19 protein-coding genes are annotated in these 18,642 nt (G+C 35.0%); 18 read left to right on the forward strand and 1 reads right to left on the reverse strand.

Annotation, left to right across the window (positions count from 1 at the left end; genetic code table 11):
- Window positions 1-303 precede the first annotated feature (303 nt).
- The 7 genes from D9780_RS07670 to D9780_RS07700 all read left to right on the forward strand — a co-directional run bounded on the left by D9780_RS07670 (window position 304) and on the right by D9780_RS07700 (window position 6,648).
- Window positions 304-930, forward strand: a complete 627-nt coding sequence (locus D9780_RS07670) for a stage V sporulation protein AA (RefSeq protein WP_121639775.1) — start codon at window positions 304-306, stop codon at window positions 928-930.
- Window positions 902-1,330, forward strand: a complete 429-nt coding sequence (locus tag D9780_RS07675) for a stage V sporulation protein AB (protein WP_116277031.1) — start codon at window positions 902-904, stop codon at window positions 1,328-1,330. The genes D9780_RS07670 and D9780_RS07675 overlap by 29 nt, the downstream gene beginning before the upstream one ends.
- A gap of 182 nt (window positions 1,331-1,512) precedes the next feature.
- Window positions 1,513-2,988: a spore germination protein gene (locus D9780_RS07680; RefSeq protein ID WP_121639776.1), complete on the forward strand. Its 1,476-nt coding sequence runs from the start codon at window positions 1,513-1,515 to the stop codon at window positions 2,986-2,988.
- Window positions 2,989-3,320: 332 nt separating this feature from the next.
- Window positions 3,321-4,628: a diaminopimelate decarboxylase gene (gene lysA / locus D9780_RS07685; RefSeq protein WP_073004254.1), complete on the forward strand. Its 1,308-nt coding sequence runs from the start codon at window positions 3,321-3,323 to the stop codon at window positions 4,626-4,628.
- A 73-nt stretch (window positions 4,629-4,701) separates the two neighbouring features.
- On the forward strand, window positions 4,702-5,139 hold the full coding sequence (locus tag D9780_RS07690) for a peptidylprolyl isomerase (protein WP_077703628.1): 438 nt from the start codon (window positions 4,702-4,704) through the stop codon (window positions 5,137-5,139).
- A 251-nt stretch (window positions 5,140-5,390) separates the two neighbouring features.
- Complete coding sequence (locus D9780_RS07695) at window positions 5,391-5,846, forward strand: M50 family metallopeptidase (RefSeq protein ID WP_121639777.1); 456 nt, start codon at window positions 5,391-5,393, stop codon at window positions 5,844-5,846.
- 436 nt (window positions 5,847-6,282) lie between these two features.
- On the forward strand, window positions 6,283-6,648 hold the full coding sequence (locus D9780_RS07700) for a GNAT family N-acetyltransferase (protein ID WP_073004248.1): 366 nt from the start codon (window positions 6,283-6,285) through the stop codon (window positions 6,646-6,648).
- A 79-nt stretch (window positions 6,649-6,727) separates the two neighbouring features.
- On the opposite strand, the gene D9780_RS07705 is transcribed toward D9780_RS07700, so the two are convergent.
- Window positions 6,728-6,817, reverse strand: a complete 90-nt coding sequence (locus D9780_RS07705) for a YjcZ family sporulation protein (RefSeq protein WP_021291215.1) — start codon at window positions 6,815-6,817, stop codon at window positions 6,728-6,730.
- A gap of 141 nt (window positions 6,818-6,958) precedes the next feature.
- On the opposite strand from D9780_RS07705, the gene D9780_RS07710 reads away from it, so the two are divergent.
- The 11 genes from D9780_RS07710 to D9780_RS07760 all read left to right on the forward strand — a co-directional run bounded on the left by D9780_RS07710 (window position 6,959) and on the right by D9780_RS07760 (window position 18,423).
- Window positions 6,959-7,693, forward strand: a complete 735-nt coding sequence (locus D9780_RS07710; RefSeq protein WP_116277034.1) for a segregation/condensation protein A — start codon at window positions 6,959-6,961, stop codon at window positions 7,691-7,693.
- 2 nt (window positions 7,694-7,695) lie between these two features.
- Window positions 7,696-8,286, forward strand: coding sequence for an SMC-Scp complex subunit ScpB (gene scpB, locus D9780_RS07715; protein WP_073004245.1), 591 nt, complete (start codon window positions 7,696-7,698; stop codon window positions 8,284-8,286).
- Window positions 8,287-8,715: 429 nt separating this feature from the next.
- On the forward strand, window positions 8,716-9,825 hold the full coding sequence (locus tag D9780_RS07720) for a D-alanyl-D-alanine carboxypeptidase family protein (RefSeq protein WP_073004243.1): 1,110 nt from the start codon (window positions 8,716-8,718) through the stop codon (window positions 9,823-9,825).
- Entirely contained in the window at window positions 9,819-10,409 is a 591-nt protein-coding gene (locus D9780_RS07725; RefSeq protein ID WP_073004241.1) for a nucleoside recognition domain-containing protein, read from the forward strand. Before D9780_RS07720 ends, D9780_RS07725 begins: the two co-directional genes overlap by 7 nt.
- Window positions 10,409-10,939 carry a spore maturation protein gene (locus tag D9780_RS07730; RefSeq protein WP_073004239.1) on the forward strand — a complete coding sequence of 177 codons (531 nt, stop codon included), beginning with the start codon at window positions 10,409-10,411 and terminating at the stop codon, window positions 10,937-10,939. Before D9780_RS07725 ends, D9780_RS07730 begins: the two co-directional genes overlap by 1 nt.
- A 400-nt stretch (window positions 10,940-11,339) precedes the next feature.
- Entirely contained in the window at window positions 11,340-12,077 is a 738-nt protein-coding gene (locus D9780_RS07735) for a pseudouridine synthase (RefSeq protein WP_121639778.1), read from the forward strand.
- 61 nt (window positions 12,078-12,138) lie between these two features.
- Window positions 12,139-12,711: a thiol-disulfide oxidoreductase ResA gene (resA, locus tag D9780_RS07740; protein ID WP_121641454.1), complete on the forward strand. Its 573-nt coding sequence runs from the start codon at window positions 12,139-12,141 to the stop codon at window positions 12,709-12,711.
- A gap of 31 nt (window positions 12,712-12,742) precedes the next feature.
- Window positions 12,743-14,386: a cytochrome c biogenesis ResB family protein gene (locus tag D9780_RS07745; RefSeq protein ID WP_121639779.1), complete on the forward strand. Its 1,644-nt coding sequence runs from the start codon at window positions 12,743-12,745 to the stop codon at window positions 14,384-14,386.
- Window positions 14,387-14,557: 171 nt separating this feature from the next.
- Window positions 14,558-15,748 carry a c-type cytochrome biogenesis protein CcsB gene (gene ccsB, locus D9780_RS07750; protein WP_077703638.1) on the forward strand — a complete coding sequence of 397 codons (1,191 nt, stop codon included), beginning with the start codon at window positions 14,558-14,560 and terminating at the stop codon, window positions 15,746-15,748.
- Window positions 15,749-15,949: 201 nt separating this feature from the next.
- Window positions 15,950-16,666, forward strand: a complete 717-nt coding sequence (locus D9780_RS07755; protein WP_073004232.1) for a response regulator transcription factor — start codon at window positions 15,950-15,952, stop codon at window positions 16,664-16,666.
- Window positions 16,666-18,423, forward strand: coding sequence for an ATP-binding protein (locus D9780_RS07760; RefSeq protein ID WP_073004231.1), 1,758 nt, complete (start codon window positions 16,666-16,668; stop codon window positions 18,421-18,423). The genes D9780_RS07755 and D9780_RS07760 overlap by 1 nt, the downstream gene beginning before the upstream one ends.
- The last annotated feature ends 219 nt before the right edge of the window (window positions 18,424-18,642 follow it).

Here is an 18,642-nt window from a genome sequence, read left to right on the forward strand (position 1 = left end):
GATCCCATTTGCCAAATACGGTAGATGGGATCATTTTTGTACTGTAGGAAATATGAATGAAGATTTTTTCCAAAATATAAAGGTGCTTTCGCAAGAATTGATAGATGCGAGTTGGATAAGTTAAATATGTCCTAATAAATCTTTGGGCTACAGAAAATAGTACAAGCAAAAAAGAAGATGTTTTCTCAGTTTTTATAGCAAATTAAATATAGAAAATTCTTTAATATAATTAACCTGTGTAAATTTTAAGGTTTTAGTAAATACTAAATGATACAAGTATCCGAAGCGTTTGGAGGGAGAAAATTGCCCAACCAAGTTTATGTAAGAATGAAAAAAACCCTGGAATTAAATGCATATCAATTGTTACAACTAAAAGATATTGCAGTGATATCCACAAATAATACAAATAAAAAGGAAATTGAATACACACCAATATATCGATTGGGTAAAAAAGATAAAAATATTGTTGTAATTGACAGTTTTTTAGTTATTGAACATTTGAATTGTAATTTTCCAGATCTGGATTTTCAATTAATTGGCCCAGATCAAACAATAATTCGGATTAATAAGCGCAAAAAGTCTCCTTCTGTTCTTGTTGCTCTTAGTGTTTGGTTACTAATCTTTGTTGGAACAGCAATGACAATTATGAATTTTCATTATGATGTAAGTATGCAAGAAGTACATCAAAAAGTTCACTTTTTGTTAACTGGAGAGAAAAAAGAATATCCGTTATGGTTGCAAATTCCTTATTCTTTAGGATTAGGAATTGGTATGCTGTTGTTCTTTAATCATTGGTTTAATAAACGCTTTAATGAAGAGCCGAGCCCATTAGAAGTAGAAATTTATAATTACCAGCGAGATTTAGATGATTACGTAATTCAATACGAAAATGCACACAACGATGCTGACCATCCTCACTCATCTTCTTGAAGTTTTAATTGGATTTAGTGCAGGGCTTGCTGTAGGTGCTGGTTATGTAGCGTTTATTACCATTTTAGGAATTGTTCCTAGACTTATACAATTAAGTAAAACAGAAATGTTTCTACCTATCTATACAGCATGTATTCTTGTGGGAAGTTTATTCGGAACCTATTTATCATTTACGTCTGTAGTTTGGAACAATTCAGTATTTTTTATAGCTATATGGGGGCTATTACAAGGTATTTTTAATGGAATGCTTGCAGCTGCATTAGCAGAAGTTCTTAATGTATTTCCTATATTATATAAACGGATTGGTATTGAAAAATATTTGTTATGGCTGCTTATGGCAATTGTGTTTGGAAAAATAGCAGGTTCTTTATTCCAGTGGTTATATTTTGTAAAGCATTAATCTGCTTACCGCATTTATCTAAGTTGCTATTCCCATTTTATTTGGGTTTCCCAGCAAAGTTAAATGTGCAAGGTAGGTTCTGTTACCTGTTTCCGTTTTTCTAACCAAGCTCCCTGTGGCTATTTACGGAAAAATATTCCATCAGCATCATTATTATTGTAATTTAAAAGGGGACCGTACATATGGTACAACATGATCAAAAAATACCTGTGAATCCTAGAATAAGACATACTGAAAACTATATGAAAACAAGATTAGGAATTGGTGTTTCCTTTGATTTAGGCTTTCGTGAGCTTGTACTATTAAAACGAGACATTCAAATTTATTATGTGACAGGATTATGCGATTCAATCATCATCCAAGACTTATTAAAAGAGCTTGTTAATTTAAATGATCATGAAGCCAATAGTAAAAAGCTTCCAGAAATCATTAAAAACCGACTTATACATCAACAAGTTGAGCAAGTAAAAACAATGGATGAGGCTGTAGATCAGATGCTATCGGGTTTAATTGTTTTATTTATTGACGGAGAGCGGTTTGCTTACGTCATAGATGTACGAAATTATCCAGGTAGAACACCTGAAGAACCAGATATTGAACGAGTGGTTCGTGGTTCTAGAGATGGGTATACTGAAAATATTATTGAAAATACAGCTTTGACCAGAAGAAGAATAAGAGACCCAAGATTGCGTAATGAAATGCTGAAAGTAGGAGAACGATCCAAAACAGATGTTTGCTTAAGCTATATTGATGATGTTGCGGATGAAGGGCTGATTCAATTAATTAAAGATCGAATTCAAGACATTGAAGTTGATGGTATTTCAATGGCTGATAAGACCGTTGATGAATTTATTATTGATCGCAAGTGGATCCCATATCCACTAGTACGTTATACAGAGCGGCCAGATGTTGCGGCAAATCATTTATTAGAAGGACATGTTTTAATCATTGTGGATACATCACCTAGTGTCATTATTTTACCGACCACATTTTTTCACCATTTACAGCACGCAGAAGAATACCGTCAAACACCAGCAATTGGTACTTTTATTCGTTGGATACGATTTTTGGCTATCTTTGCATCTATGTATTTACTACCATTATGGCTATTACTTGTCATGGAACCGGATTTATTGCCTAAAGAACTGGCTTTTATTGGACCGAATGAAGAGGGGAATATCTCGATTCCTGTCCAGATAGTAATGGCTGTCATTGGTATTGAATTCCTTAGAATGGCCGCCATTCACACACCGACCCCTTTATCAACCGCAATGGGTTTAATTGCAGCGGTTTTAATTGGGCAAATTGCCATCGATGTTGGGATGTTCAGTCCTGAAGTCATTTTGTATGTCTCTGTTAGTGCTATAGGTGGCTATGTTACTCCCAGTTATGAGTTAAGCGTGTCTAATAAAATAGTGAATATTATATTTGTGGTGGTTACTGGGTTATTTGGATTAGTTGGTTTTATCACCATATTTTTAGCTCATCTCCTATTTTTAATGCACCTTAAATCTTTACGAACACCTTATTTATGGCCATTTATCCCTTTTAATCCACGAGCTATGTTGCACACTTTAATTCGTATCCCTGTACCATATACAAATAGTAGACCAAGCATTGTTCACCCTAAAAACAATTATCGTCAACCTGAAAAATGATGGTATTATTCAGTAGGAGTTATGCGTGTCTCCTGCTGGATACGCACTACTATATTAAACGTAATGATTTGTTAAGAATAGCTGTTAGAGGTTGTATTACCTTTTACATGTTGTAGAAAAATATTACACTTAGGCACATAGCTACAGTTAAATGTATAAGATAAGACCTGAATTTTTAAACAAGTCTCTTTTCATTTATACGTTGATGTGGTAAAGTTTTTAATTATAACTTACGTTTAGAAAAGTATAAAATTTTATGGTGTATAGTGTAAGCTAAATGAAGTCTTGGCGACAAGCCAAGTTTTTCATATGTTACGGAGGTTTTTAATGCTATGATAATTGATAATCATCCATTTACAGTAAATAAACAAGGACATTTAGAAATTGGCGGTATAGATAGTGTAACATTGGCAAAAAAGTATGGAACACCTTTATATGTTTATGATGTGCAAATAATTCGAAACAACTGTCGCGCTTTTGTAAATACGTTTAAAAAAATGGGTATTCCTGCGAAAGTAGCTTATGCTAGCAAGGCATTTTCATCAATTGCTATGTTACAAGTCATGAAGCAAGAGGAAATGTATTTGGATGTGGTATCGGAAGGAGAATTGTACACAGCATTACAAGCTGGTTTTCCAACTGAGAAAATTCACCTTCATGGAAATAATAAAAGTATTGCAGAAATTAGGATGGCAATTGAAAATAATATTGGATGTATTGTGGTAGATAACTTTCAAGAAATTCAACATATTCATTCTTTACTTAAAGATTACAATAAACAAATGGATGTTTTAATGCGAGTAACACCAGGGGTGGAATCCAAAACACATCAGTATATTATGACAGGACATGAAGATTCTAAGTTTGGGTTTAACTTGCAAAACGGGCAAGCCGAGAATGCACTTTTAAAGATGATTGATGATCCATATATTTGTTTTCAAGGATTGCATTGCCATATAGGTTCTCAAATATTCGAAACAGATCGATTTATATTAGCTACAAATATGTTGTTTGAATCATTAAAAATGTGGAAACAACAGTATAATTATGTACCTAATGTGCTAAATTTGGGGGGAGGCTATGGAATTCGTTACACCAAGGAGGATGCTCCTATATCATACGCCCCATTTATAGAAGAATTAATTTATGAAGTGCAAAAACAAGCAGAATCTATAGCGATTCCAATGCCAGAAATTTGGATAGAACCTGGTAGAGCAATTGCTGGCAATGCTGGGATTACTTTATATACTATAGGTTCGATGAAAGAAATTCCAGGAATTCGAAATTATATAGCGGTTGACGGGGGTATGACAGATAATCTACGACCCTCGTTATATCAAGCAAAATATGAAGCGGTGTTAGCAAATAAAGCAGATTGGTTAGTAGAAAAAAAAGTATCTATTGCTGGTAAATGTTGTGAATCAGGGGATATGCTTATATGGGATTTACCTTTGCCTGCTGTTTCACAGAATGATATTTTGGCCGTTTTTTCAACGGGGGCTTATGGTTATTCTATGGCAAACCATTACAATCGATTTGCAAAACCCGCAGTGGTTTTTGTGGAAAATGGCAAGGATAAACTCGTTGTCAGACGTGAGACTTATAAAGATGTTACTCGCCATGACCTTAGTTTTGAATAAGTAAATTCTTTGCACAGACTTCATTACATGATAAAATGGAGCTTAGTTCTATTACAAAAAGGAGATTTATAGAATGGCTAAAAAAGGGTATATTTTATTGGAAAATGATAATAAAATTGAGTTTGATTTATATGAAGAAGCAGCGCCAAATACAGTGGCAAACTTTGAAAAACTTGCCAATGATGGCTTTTATAATGGATTAACATTTCACCGTGTTATTCCTGGCTTTGTTAGTCAAGGTGGTTGTCCAGTAGGTAACGGAACAGGATCAGCTGGTTATACAATTAAATGTGAAACAGAAGGGAATCCGCATAAACACCAAGAAGGATCTCTTTCAATGGCTCATGCTGGAAAAGATACAGGAAGTTGTCAATTTTTTATTGTCCATGAACCTCAACCACATTTAAATGGCGTTCACACTATATTTGGACAAGTAACATCAGGAATTCAATTTGCAAAAACAATGCAAAATGGAGATGTGATGAAGGAAGTTAAAGTTTATACGGCTTAATTTTCATTGGTATGTAGTCAGGTAACATAAGGGTGACAGAAGTTATAAACTTTATAGTAAGAGCCTTTCTTTAATAAATTTACTAGATTTTCTGAGTTAATGTACAAATAGTAAAAACGGAGAAGTAGTAAAGAAGATTAGCCATCTCCGTTTTTTAACCATTCGTTTTTAGTAATTAGTCAGTACGGGCACAAACTAGTGTAGGAGAAGAGCCTGCTAATTAAGGATTCACATGAAACTGAGGTGGGAGTATGGATGTTTTACTGCTTTTTTACCTCCTCGTTTTCGTAGCACCAATTAGTATTTTTTTTCATGAATTTGGTCATGCTATAGTTGCTTGGTTTTTTCAAGCCGAAAAAGTGGATATATCAATTGGAGCAGGAACTGTAAAAACATTAATGCACGTAGGTAGGTTTACTATTTCTATTGCTCCGTTGTTTTTTATTGGGGGTTTAGCAACAAGTTATCGGCAACCCGACTATAGCAGATTGGAAAAAATAATTATAACTATTTCTGGCCCTTTATTCAGCATTTTCATGGCTTTTATATTTTGGAAAATAGATGTCATGACTATCGCCATTTCCTTTCACCTGTTTGTTTGGTTCAACCTTTGGGTAGGGCTCGTAAATTTAATTCCTCTTAAGTGGAAAGGAAAGAAAACAGATGGACATATCATTATGCAACTCCTACGAAATAAAAATGTCTAGAAGACGATCTTAATACTAACAGAAGTTGTTTTACTTATTGAAAAATTTGATTACACAGATGAATTGTAATTCATGCTGCAAGTTAAATGAATTAGCCAACTTTTATGAATGGTAAATAAAAACGCTTTATGGTAGTCTAGTTTATTCGTGCAGTTGAGCTTTGTTTTACATACATATTTGACAAAACAAGGGAAACGTGCATAAATATAATTACGAGCATTTAGTTTAAAATTTCTATATTATATAGTTACTAATTAAATTGTCCGCTTAAAACCAATAGCTTAATTGTGTACTGTTTTATCTCAATGTAGGGCGTTTTAAACATCCACAACAAGGAGATAAGTTGATTGCAGGAGATACAAACATCTAGTTTGAAATGAAAAACTCCTATTGAATAAATTTCACATATAAGCTATTTTGTTAATGAGGGGTATCTATGTTAATTCGCTTTAAGAAAAATTTAGAAAAAATAGCCATGGGTTTGCTTTCTTTTATGCCTGAAGAAAAAGATGTTAAGAAGCTACAGCAAACCATTAAAGAATATGAAGCCAACCCAGATTGGCATTTGTATTTATGGAAGGAAGAAGATGACGTTCTAGGAGCAATTGGTTTGCGGATTGAAAACGAAAGCAATGCTATTATTCAGCATGTTTCGGTTAATCCTTCACATCGTAATCAAGGGATAGGAAAAAGAATGGTTATTGAGGTTGATCAACTTTACCGTAATAAGTATACAGTCTCTACAACAAAAGAAATTCAGGAGTTTTATCAAAGGTGTGATGAAACAAATGATTTTGAATGAAGTGTAAGAAAAAAAGCCAGCCTAAAAGGGCCGGCTTTTATTTTCGTTTGCACTGCTTAGCCATGTAGAAGATATTGATTTAGAGCCATGCAGCACCAACAATAATCAATAGTATGAATAGTACAACGATTAACGCGAATCCTCCACCGTAACCATATCCGCCACTCATAATAATATACCTCCTTTTTGTACTTAGCCTTAAATGTTTCGAATAACATTTATCTTACAGTAATAACATATGTTAGAATTTAAAATCGTGTATAGGCGTTTGTAATTAATGATATAATTTTTACGGAAAGGAGGTAATAAAATGCAAGCTTACCAGGTGAAATTGGACGCTTTTGAAGGTCCACTTGATTTATTACTTCATTTAATTAATCAATTTGAAATTGATATTTATGACATACCCGTAGCGCAAATTACGGAACAGTATATGCAATACATCCATACTATGAAACGGTTAGAGCTAAACATTGCTAGTGAATACTTAGTTATGGCAGCAACTCTCATAGAAATAAAAAGTCAAATGCTTTTACCAAAACCGGAATTAGATTTAGATGCTGAAGAGTATATGGAAGATCCACGAGAAGATCTTATGCAACGATTAATTGAGTATCGAAAGTATAAAGAAGCTGCTTTGCAATTGCAGGTTATAGAAAAAGAGGCAAACCAAATATATACGAGATCACCTTTATTGTTCGATGAAAGTATATCTAAATCTTCAGAAATCGTGCCAGGTGAAACATCGGTTTATGATATGTTGGAAGCATTACGTCAAATGTTTGAACGGAAAAAATGGAATGCTCCACTAAAAACAAAAGTTGAAAAATCAGACATACCGATTGAACAGAGAATGGAGGAAGTACTACAGATAGTGAAATCAGCGAAAGAAGGGGTTTTGTTTGATCAGTTATTCACAATACAAACTCGCCCTCATATTGTTGTAACATTTATTGCCCTCTTGGAATTAATGAAAAAAAATCAAGTTTATTGTAAACAAGAGAAGCAGTTATCCGAATTATACGTGTTTAATATGGAGGAATAAAGGTGGAAATAAATAAATTAAAAGCAATTGTAGAAGGTTTGTTGTTTGCTTCAGGGAATGAAGGAATAACAATAAAGCAATTGTCAGATGTTTTGGAAGTAACAGAAGCAACGATTGAACTTGTTCTAGACGAATTAAAGCAAGAATATGAAAGTACAGATCGCGGTATACGAATGATGCAAGCACATGAAGTGTTCCATTTAACAACTAAACCAGAGCATAGTCATTATTACAAGAAATTACTAGAGACACCTCAAACCACAAGGATGTCTCAAGCAGCGTTAGAAACGTTAGCCATTATTGCTTATAATCAACCGATAACACGAACTGAAATTGAGGAAATACGAGGTGTAAAGAGTGATCGACCAGTACAAACTCTCCTCTCTCGGCTTTTAATTGAAGAAGTAGGGAGGAAAGATACAGTAGGTAAACCGATCTTGTTTGCTACTACAAAAGAATTTCTTACTTATTTTGGTTTAACATCATTACAAGATTTACCACCTCTACCAGATGCAAATGATGAAGAAGTAGAAACGGAAGCAGATTTATTTTTTGAGCGTTTTAATGAACAAATAAATGAAGACCATTCATAATGGAAGTTGGCTAAATGCCAACTTTTTTGTGGTCTAGGAAATTACAAAATTTTTTAGCTGTGGATAAACTCACTAAGCTATTTAGCCACATGCCGCTTCATCGCCAGCGACTAGGCGACTTCGCTCCATTGCCCTACGATAAGTCATCATTGGTTCGTGCAACACCGTCTCACCATAATTCCTAAAACTTTAGTTGCTTCGTTCCACTCGTTACGTTGCTAACCGGGGGCTTGTGCCTTTGTTGCTATAGGAAACTTTAAAGGCAGAAAAATAATAAAGTGTTTATTATAGAGTGGTTTTTGCATACAGAATGTTTTATGTGATCTAGTGATTATATGGCGATCTTTTTACGGTTTCCTATTGTGTTTGCATAACTTATTAGGACATGCATAGATTGTAAAGAGACCAAGATCGGGAGGAACCAAGCGTATGCGATTTGTTTTAGTTACCATTTGCTCAATATTTTTGTTGACTATTTTATTTCCCGTAAAAGGACATGCTGCACCACAAGTTTCTGCAAATCATGCAGTTTTAATGGAACAAAGCACAGGTCGTGTATTATTTGAAAAACAAGCTTACTCAAAGGCTAACATTGCAAGTATTACAAAAATAATGACTGCTATTATTGCGATTGAATCTGGTAAGATGCATGAAAAAGCAAAAGTGAGTCGAAAAGCTATTTATACAGAAGGCTCATCGATTTACTTAGAGGAAGGGGAAAAGATGCGTTTAAAAGATCTAGTATATGGATTAATGTTGCGCTCGGGAAACGATGCAGCTGTAGCAATTAGTGAGCATGTTGGAGGGAGTGAAGCTGGTTTTGTTTACTTAATGAACGAAAAAGCTAGGTGGCTAGGTATGAACGATACAAACTTTGCTAACCCACATGGTTTGGATGAAGAAGGTCACTATTCAACCGCATATGATATGGCAACACTAATGCGCTATGCTATGAAAAACCCTACATTTCAAAAGGTAACAGGCGCAACATCTTATTTAGCGGAAACGCGTATCTATTCTTGGCAAAATAAAAACAAATTATTAACCCAATATTATGACCATAGTACTGGAGGAAAGACGGGATATACGAAACAAACTGGAAGAACATTGGTTTCTACTGCTGAAAAAGATGATATGAATTTAATAGCAGTAACGTTAAATGCTCCTGATGATTGGAGAGACCATATTACGATGTTTGAGTGGGGTTTTGAAGAATACAATATAGAAACATTGACTAAACCAAAAAGACTTGCTTATCGATTACCTGAAAGTAATGAAGTCTATACTGCTTATATAGATAAAGCAATTCAATACCCATTAACGAAGCAAGAAAAAAGTAAAGTATCTAACCAGCTGTTCATTGATGAGACCATTTCTAATAACAACATAATTGGAAAAAACATATTTTATTTAAATGGCAAAGCCATTGCAACGACAAATGTTTTAAATGAAGCACCGAAATCTGTTAATAAGAAACCATTTTCCAGCAATATTTATCAATTATTTAAGTATATTTCCGGAGTTGATGTGTTATGGTAAACATAATTTGGGTATCTATGGCAGCCATCGGCATTATTTATGCTATGTTAAACGGTACAATGGATCAAGTTAATGAAGCTATTTTCTCTAGCGCAAGTGAAGCTGTTACTTTATCTATTGGACTAATTAGTGTGCTCGTATTTTGGCTCGGAATTATGAAGGTTGCTGAAAAAGCTGGCATTCTATCTGTTTTGGCGAAACTCTTTCGGCCGCTTATTGTTAGATTATTTCCAGATATTCCAAAAGATCATCCAGCTATTGGTTACATCCTGTCCAATGTCACTGCAAATATTTTTGGACTAGGTAACGCAGCAACACCTATGGGGATTAAAGCTATGGAGCAAATGAAGCAGTTAAGTGGAAATGACGCTGCTTCTAGATCTATGATTACTTTCTTAGCTTTAAATACATCAAGTCTAACGGTTATCCCAACAACGGTTATTGCTATACGCATGCAATATAACTCTGCATCTCCAACTGAAATTGTTGGGGCAACTATTTTAGCGACGTTCATATCATCATTGGGCGCCATAATAATTGATCGGATTTTTTATCACAAAAATAAATGGGAGGCAGCATCTTAATGGAACTGGTAACAATAGTGAGCGCATGGCTAGTTCCTTGCTTCATTTTAATTGTCTTAGCTACTTCAATAATTAAAAAAGTGCCTGCTTATGAAGTATTTGTGGAAGGCGGGAAGGAAGGAGTAAAAATGGCTTTTTCCTTGCTCCCTTTTTTAGTCGGTATGATTGTAGCAATAGCTATATTGCGAAGTTCTGGAGCATTAGAGGCGTTTATTGATTTATTGGCGCCAATCTTAACAGCGATCGGAGTGCCGCCAGATATAATTCCACTAGCATTGGTTAGACCGATATCAGGTACAGCAGCACTCGGGATGACAACCGAGTTAATACACACGCATGGCCCAGATTCATTTATAGGTAGGCTAGCATCTGTTATGCAAGGGAGTACAGATACGACACTCTATATTTTAACAATATATTTTGGGGCTATTGGCATTAAGAAGATGAGATATGCTTTAAAAGTTGGTTTATTAGCCGATTTAATAGGAATTATTGCTTCCGTTATCATTGTATCTATTCTGTTTGGGTAACTGGGTAACAATAGTTTTTTAGTTTAAATATGTAGGGGGTTCTTTGAGACTAGAAGAAAGATAAAAGTTGCTTTATCTTATAAAAAAAGATAAGCTTGTCATGAAAACTTGGCGATAAGCCAAGTTTTATAATTTAAGGTAGAATTTTACCGTCCGTACTATTTGTTCTGCATGTTTATAATGAATTAGATGTGAAATCGGGATATCAAAATAAAATAAAGGCGTAAGATTTGTTATCTAAGCTATTTATTCGTATAGTATAATTGATATTCATTTGTAAGAATCGAATACAAAGGGTAAAATAATTTAGGTGTAGAAGCCCCATTTAATCTAGCATTAAATTTTTCATAACCATGAAGGCTTCACTATATATTGCACATATAAAGGTAATGGTGATAAAATGACAAACACGCAAGAGAGACTACAAAAAGTGATTGCCCAAAGTGGCATAACATCCAGAAGAAAAGCAGAACAATTAATTTTAGATGGAAAGGTAAAGGTAAACCAACAAGTCGTTACAACACTTGGTACGAAAGTAAAACATGATGATTTTATTGAAGTAGACGGTGTTCCTTTGGAAAAAGAGGCTCCTGTTTACTATTTGTTGTACAAACCTCGTGGTGTAATATCCAGTTTAAAAGACGATAAAGGTAGAAAAGTAATTACCGATCTACTAGGTGAAGTAGACGAACGTGTTTTCCCTGTCGGTCGATTAGACTATGATACATCTGGTATATTGATTGTAACAAATGATGGTGCATTTGCTAATTTGCTCATGCATCCCCGATACCAAATAGATAAAGAGTATGTTACAAAAATAAAAGGAATTCCAGAAAAAGCTGACTTGGCAAGGTTGAGAAAAGGCGTTCGATCGGAGCAGGATATATTAAAAGCCGTACAATATCGTATTCTTGAAACGGACAAAAAGAAAAATCATACTATTTTACAACTAACTTTAAGAGAAGGGAAGAATAGACACGTGCGTCGAATGATGGAAGCATTAGGTTATCCAGTTTTAAAGTTAAAGCGTGAAAAATATGGTTTTTTAACTCTTGATGGTCTAAAACCAGGAGAATATCGACCATTAACCCCGAAAGAAGTAAAGCAAATGCGGCATTTGGCAGAACAAAATTGTTGAATAATATTCAAAATTTAAATTCTTCCAAAATGCTATAATGGTTGTTGGGAGTTGATTCATGATGAGTTTAGATGAAATAAAACAGAAGAAAAAGAATAAAAAAAGAAATCGCTTTATATTTCGATCTGTTATTTTACTTATACTAGTTGGGGCAGTTGTATTTGCAGTCGTCCAAAATTTGCAAGATGATAAAATTATTTACACTGTTGGCGACAATGCCCCTGATTTTCAACTGGAGCAAATAAACAAATACAATGAACGAGAAACAGTTCGGCTTAGCGATTTAAAAGGAAAAGGGGTAATGCTTAATTTTTGGGGAACTTGGTGTAAGCCTTGTGAAGAAGAAATGCCTTACATGCAAAAATTGTACCCACAATATAAAGAAAAAGGGGTCGAAATAGTTGCAGTTAGTCTTGATTCCACAGAACTCGTTGTTCATCGTTTCGTCGATGAATATGACTTAACTTTTCCTATTCCTCACGACAAAGATAGTCAAGTGAGAGACTTATATAAAGTGGGCCCTATTCCAAGCACTGTATTTATTAACCCGCAAGGTAAGATTGTAGAGGTAGTAAATGGAGCATTAAGCTTAGAAAGATTAGATGGTTATCTACAGGAAATAACGCCGAAGTAAATGTCTTTTTGTAATGGGGAAGGGGAATGAAATGAATAAAATAAAATGTGAGTGCGGGCATGTTAATCCAGAAGGTACCGTCCTTTGTGAATCTTGTGGTAAACCGATAGAAGAAAATCAACATATTGATGGCAACGACAAGAAGAAATTGTTAAATATGCGATATGATGGTACTGCACGACGCTCACAAACGTATAACAAATCGATTGTTGATAAGGTTTGGAGCTTTTTTTCTTCCGTTAAAGTGGGAATTTGGCTTATTGTCATTGCACTTATAGCTTCTGCAGTGGGGTCCATCTTTCCGCAAGAACAATACATACCTGCAGATGCAGTCTCTAGAGACCCGGCTATTTTTTATGAAGAACGTTATGGAATATTAGGGCAAATTTTTTATCAATTAGGTTTCCATAATTTATATAGTTCCTGGTGGTATATGATTTTAATTGCTTTGATAGGTATATCACTCGTTATTTGTAGCCTTGATCGCTTTGTGCCACTTTTTCGTGCTTTACGGAATCAAAAAGCAAAGCGACATGCAACATTTTTGCAAAGGCAACGTCTGTTTAGTCAAACAGACGAAGTTGATGAAGAAGATATCGATACTATAAAACAAAGATTAAAAAAATTAAGATATAATATTAAAGAGCAAGATGGGCATATCCTTGCTGAAAAGGGTAGATTTTCAAGATGGGGGCCTTATGTAAACCATATTGGGTTGATTATTATTTTGCTTGCCGCTTTATTAAGGCAAACTTCGGTTTTTTATATGGATGAATATATCTGGATTCGTGAAGGGGAGCAAAAAGTGATCCCCGGTACGGAACAACAGTACTACATTGAAAATAAAGATTTTGTCTTGGAAAATTATGACCCGGAAGATGAGTTGTACAAAGATGCTTTAGAACAAGAAGGTGCGCCTGTTGCAAGTAATTACCAAACCAATGCGGTTATTTATAAAGCGATGGAACCAGAAGTAACTGGTGCAGAACCAGAATTAAAGAAAATTGAAGAAGGAAATATTCGGTTAAACGAACCATTAAATTTTGACGACTATGCAGTGTATCAAATGGGGTATCAGCAAAATGAATTTTCTAGCATGTCATTTAAAATTCATGAAACAAATGATCGGGAAGAAAAATCATTAGGAGATTTTACTGTTGATTTAACTTCTCCTAAATCGGAGTATGAGCTTGATAGTGGGTTTAAAGTAGAAATTAACAATTATTATCCGGATTATTTTTTGGATGATAATGGAGAACCTGCTTCAGAGACAGATTACCCTAGAAATCCAGCGTTCGTGATGATGATTTATCCGCCAGATGGAAGTGAACCAGAAGTGAGCTTTTTAGGAATTGGCAAAAACATAGATGCGACTGGAGAAAATGACTATAATGTAGGAATTACAAACTTTGAACTTCGTGATGTTAGCGGGTTAAGTATACGTCGCGATTACTCTTTACCATACTTTATCGTTGGCGCTATTATCTTTATGATCGGTGTTATTCAGGGAATGTATTGGCACCATAGAAGGATTTGGGTTCGTCCTCAAAATGGTGGAATTCTATTAGCCGCTCATACGAATAAAAACTGGTATGGTGTGAAAAAGGATATTGAAAAAATCGTTGATGGGACACATATTCAAATGGTAATCGATCAACAAGAGCTGGATAAATAAAAGTATAATTTATTATGTTAAGCTTCTAAGTCCGGCAACATTAGTACAATAGACTTATAGAGTATAATGCTGGACGAAATGTTCCTTACACTACATCCCATTTGTTCAGGGCAAAGATTTAAATGGAAGACATCTGTTGGTTCACGTTTTCATTTCATTAGGAGGGGTTTCATGAATAACTTAATTGAATTAAGTAGTACACTTCTATATACTGCTTTCTTTCTCTATTTAGTTGCAACTTTATTTTTTTCATTTACAATAGGGAGTAAGAGAAAATCAGATGGCAAAGCTGCTAAAATAGGAATTACATTGGCTATCATTGGTTTTTCCACCCAACTAGGCTACTTTATAACAAGGTGGATAGGGAGTGGGCATGCTCCTGTCAGTAACTTATTTGAATATATGACATTCTTTGGTATGGCAACAGTATTGGGATTCATTATCTTGTATTTTATTTATAAAATAACGGTGCTGGGATTATTTGCATTGCCAGTCGCTTTAATTATTATTGCTTATGCAAGTATGTTTCCAACTGAGGTATCCCCTCTAGTCCCATCGTTGCAAAGTCATTGGTTATACATTCATGTTACTACAGTGTCTCTATCACAAGGAATTTTAACCATTAGCTTTGTCGCTGGATTAATCTATTTAATTAGGCAAATAGACCAATCAAAGACAACAAAACGAACGACTTGGTTGGAAATAACACTTTATTCGTTAATTCTCTTTGTTGGATTTATACTAGCAACAACTTTATTCAATGTCATGAATTATCAAGCTGTTTTTGAGTATCCTAATAATGCCGGAACTGGCACGATAGAAACAGAATATCATATGCCAGCAATTGCTGCACCAACAGACGGAACATTACTAACAGATAAAGTTATGAATCCTTGGTTTGAAATTCCGGAATGGATGCATGGCGCAGATGCTGGACGAAAATTTAATACATTATTATGGTCATTTATTTTTGGTACTGGCCTTTATATACTGTTAAGGCTCGTATTCAGAAAGAGACTGGGTGCTACGATTCAGCCATTACTTCAGAAAACGAATCCTGATTTATTAGATGAAATTACGTATCGTTCCGTAGCGATTGGTTTTCCTTTATTTACCTTGGGAGGTCTTATATTTGCTGCTATTTGGGCAGAAGAAGCCTGGGGAAGATTTTGGGGCTGGGATCCTAAAGAAGTTTGGGCACTAATTACATGGTTTTTCTATGCTGCCTTTCTACATCTACGTTTGTCAAGAGGTTGGCATGGCGAAAAATCTGCTTGGCTCGCTGCGGTCGGTTTTGCGATAATTATGTTTAATTTAATTGTTGTAAACCTTGTTTTAGCTGGTTTACATTCCTATGCTTAAGTAGCTAATCGCAAGGCATCATTATGGTCATAGTGGTGCCTTTTCTTTATTTATGTTATTATTAGATGGTTTTTAGTATAGTGTTATGTAAGGAAATACTACAGTTTGTCTAGCCTTTTTATTATCCAAGTTTTCTTTATACATTTCAAACAACTTAGTTTATACTCTTATTAGCAAGATAGGATACAAGGGGGAACAAAAATGGACAAAGAGTCAAAAGTGTTAGTAGTCGATGATGAAGAAAGAATTCGAAGACTACTACGTATGTATATGGAACGAGACGGTTTTCTCGTTGAAGAAGCAGAGAATGGAGCAGATGCTTTAAAGCTTGCTCTTGATAACCATTATGATGTAATTTTACTTGATATTATGATGCCAGAGATGGATGGCGTTGAGGTTTGTCAAGAATTACGAAAAGAAAAAGATACGCCTGTTATTATGTTAACAGCAAAAGGCGAAGAGGCTAACCGTGTGCAAGGTTTTGAAATTGGTGTTGATGATTACATCGTGAAGCCCTTTAGTCCTAGAGAAGTGGTGTTGCGAGTTAAAGCCTTGCTTCGTCGTGTTTCAAGTGCAACATTTCAGGAAACGGATACAACTGCGAAGAACGTTTTAGTTTTCCCTCATTTAACCATTGATCATGACGCGCACCGTGTTACTGCGGATGGAGAAGAAGTGAGCTTAACACCAAAAGAATATGAATTATTATGTTTTTTAGCTAAATCACCGGATAAAGTGTTTAACCGTGAGCATTTGTTAAAAGAAGTATGGCAATATGAATTTTTTGGAGATTTGCGAACGGTGGATACGCATGTTAAAAGGCTTCGTGAAAAGTTGAACCAAGTATCTCAAGAAGCTGCGAAAATGATTGTCACTGTTTGGGGAGTTGGCTATAAGTTCGAGGTGGATGAAGACTAATGTTTTGGCGGAGTGTAGTAGGTAAACTAGCAATAACGATTCTATTGCTAGTTTCTTTCGTGTTATTTATCTTAACTATTTTACTTTTACAGTTTTTTGAAGATTTCCATATTCAGGAAGCGGAGCAAGATATGTTACAAACAGCTGAAAAAATCTCAATGCTTGTGGATACTCATGATGAAAATGAAATTATTGAAGAAACAACTGAACGAGTTAAAGACCCAGCTAGCCGAGTAGCCATTGTTTCAGGTGATGGCGAATTATGGGTTTCTAATAGCGAGGATGATCAGTTATCCAAGTTAGAATTAGACTGGCTAAAGCAAGAGGAGCTCTCTTCGGTTCTCACTAACAATGTCCAAGTACGTAAGCAAATGAAGTTACCTGGTACCGAACGAGAGGCGATGATTGTAGGCGTTCCTATGAACCATCAAGATGGAGCTATTTATGTGTATCAATCACTGAATGTTATTGATCAAACAAAAGCAGAAACGACTAAAATTATTTTTCTTGCTGCAGGAATTGCTATTGTTTTGACTACAATATTTGCGTTTTTTCTATCCACACGTATAACTTCTCCACTTATTAAAATGAGGGAAGCTGCTTTCGATTTAGCTAGAGGTGAATTTAATACGAAAGTGCCTATTTTAACCCATGATGAAATAGGAGAACTCGCTTTAGCGTTTAATCGTATGGGAAGACAGTTAAAATTCCATTTAAACGCACTAAGACAGGAAAAAGAGCAATTATCTAGTATTGTTAGTTCAATGGCAGATGGTGTAATAACTTTAAATCGTTCAGGAGACATGATCGTTACCAATGCCCCAGCAGATCGATTTATTGAAGATTGGTATTATGAGAATAATTTTCCATACCGTGCTGAAGATCGAAAATTACCACATGAATTAAAAACCATTTTGCAAGAGGTCATTGATGGCGAGACGGAAGCTATGCATGAACTTAGCCTACAAGGTAGGAATTGGGTAATGGTAATGACACCTTTATATGATCAATCCTACGTTCGTGGAGCAGTAGCGGTAATTAGAGATATGACAGAGGAAAGAAGAATGGATAAGCTACGTCAAGATTTTATTGCTAATGTTTCTCATGAATTAAGAACTCCCATTTCCATGCTCCAAGGTTATAGTGAAGCAATTGTCGATGATATTGCAGAATCCAAAGAAGACAAAAATGAATTAGCCCAAATTATTCATGAAGAATCGCTCCGTATGGGACGGCTAGTCAACGAATTATTAGACTTAGCTAGAATGGAAGCAGGCCATATTCACCTGAATACAGAAGAAGTGAAGGTAGGCCCATATGTTGAACGAATTTATAAAAAATTTCAAGGACTCGCTAATGAAAATAAAATATCTTTACATCTAGAGAAGTCGATTTACGAAGCGACTGCTGTATTCGATCCAGATCGAATTGAGCAAGTTTTTACAAATCTAATTGACAATGCTATTCGTCATACTAGTAAAGAAGGTTATGTAAATATAAAAGTGATCAATGATAATGAGGCTTTCCAAGTAGAAATACAAGATAGTGGAAGTGGAATCCCAGAAGAAGATCTTCCATTTGTTTTTGAACGCTTTTACAAAGCTGATAAGTCAAGAACAAGAGATAAAAAGAAAAAAGGTACTGGACTAGGGCTTGCAATTGCTAAAAATATTATTGACGCTCATCAAGGTACGATTAATGTAAATAGTAAGTTGAATCAAGGGACAGCATTTTATTTCCGCATACCAAGGCAATAAGATTAGAAGTAGCACGTTTTATCCAGAGTAAAACGTGCTGTAGGCTACCACTTTAAAGATTAGTGGATGTGAGCTTAACAAGTCTAAACAGGAGATAATAGCATCCCCTTTTCTGGAAGGGTTTTTAAGGTCATACCCTTGAGGTACTAAACAGTCATTGTGGTTAAAAGTTGCTACTGATTGAAGATTCGTTTATAGTAATCGTACGATTTTATCCCA

The organism is Virgibacillus sp. Bac330 (assembly GCF_003667845.1).
GTDB lineage: Bacteria > Bacillota > Bacilli > Bacillales > Amphibacillaceae > Virgibacillus > Virgibacillus chiguensis.

Bases quoted from the DNA above. Each gene is read 5' to 3' on its own strand.
- D9780_RS07700 (WP_073004248.1), top strand. From the start codon at position 6,283: ATGTTAATTCGCTTTAAGAAAAATTTAGAAAAAATAGCCATGGGTTTG.
- D9780_RS07675 (WP_116277031.1), top strand. From the start codon at position 902: ATGCTGACCATCCTCACTCATCTTCTTGAAGTTTTAATTGGATTTAGT.
- D9780_RS07695 (WP_121639777.1), top strand. From the start codon at position 5,391: ATGGATGTTTTACTGCTTTTTTACCTCCTCGTTTTCGTAGCACCAATT.
- D9780_RS07725 (WP_073004241.1), top strand. From the start codon at position 9,819: ATGGTAAACATAATTTGGGTATCTATGGCAGCCATCGGCATTATTTAT.
- D9780_RS07745 (WP_121639779.1), top strand. From the start codon at position 12,743: ATGAATAAAATAAAATGTGAGTGCGGGCATGTTAATCCAGAAGGTACC.
- D9780_RS07680 (WP_121639776.1), top strand. From the start codon at position 1,513: ATGGTACAACATGATCAAAAAATACCTGTGAATCCTAGAATAAGACAT.
- D9780_RS07730 (WP_073004239.1), top strand. From the start codon at position 10,409: ATGGAACTGGTAACAATAGTGAGCGCATGGCTAGTTCCTTGCTTCATT.
- D9780_RS07735 (WP_121639778.1), top strand. From the start codon at position 11,340: ATGACAAACACGCAAGAGAGACTACAAAAAGTGATTGCCCAAAGTGGC.
- D9780_RS07720 (WP_073004243.1), top strand. From the start codon at position 8,716: ATGCGATTTGTTTTAGTTACCATTTGCTCAATATTTTTGTTGACTATT.
- D9780_RS07755 (WP_073004232.1), top strand. From the start codon at position 15,950: ATGGACAAAGAGTCAAAAGTGTTAGTAGTCGATGATGAAGAAAGAATT.
- D9780_RS07710 (WP_116277034.1), top strand. From the start codon at position 6,959: ATGCAAGCTTACCAGGTGAAATTGGACGCTTTTGAAGGTCCACTTGAT.
- lysA (WP_073004254.1), top strand. From the start codon at position 3,321: ATGATAATTGATAATCATCCATTTACAGTAAATAAACAAGGACATTTA.
- D9780_RS07760 (WP_073004231.1), top strand. From the start codon at position 16,666: ATGTTTTGGCGGAGTGTAGTAGGTAAACTAGCAATAACGATTCTATTG.
- D9780_RS07705 (WP_021291215.1), bottom strand. From the start codon at position 6,817: ATGAGTGGCGGATATGGTTACGGTGGAGGATTCGCGTTAATCGTTGTA.
- ccsB (WP_077703638.1), top strand. From the start codon at position 14,558: ATGAATAACTTAATTGAATTAAGTAGTACACTTCTATATACTGCTTTC.
- resA (WP_121641454.1), top strand. From the start codon at position 12,139: ATGAGTTTAGATGAAATAAAACAGAAGAAAAAGAATAAAAAAAGAAAT.
- D9780_RS07690 (WP_077703628.1), top strand. From the start codon at position 4,702: ATGGCTAAAAAAGGGTATATTTTATTGGAAAATGATAATAAAATTGAG.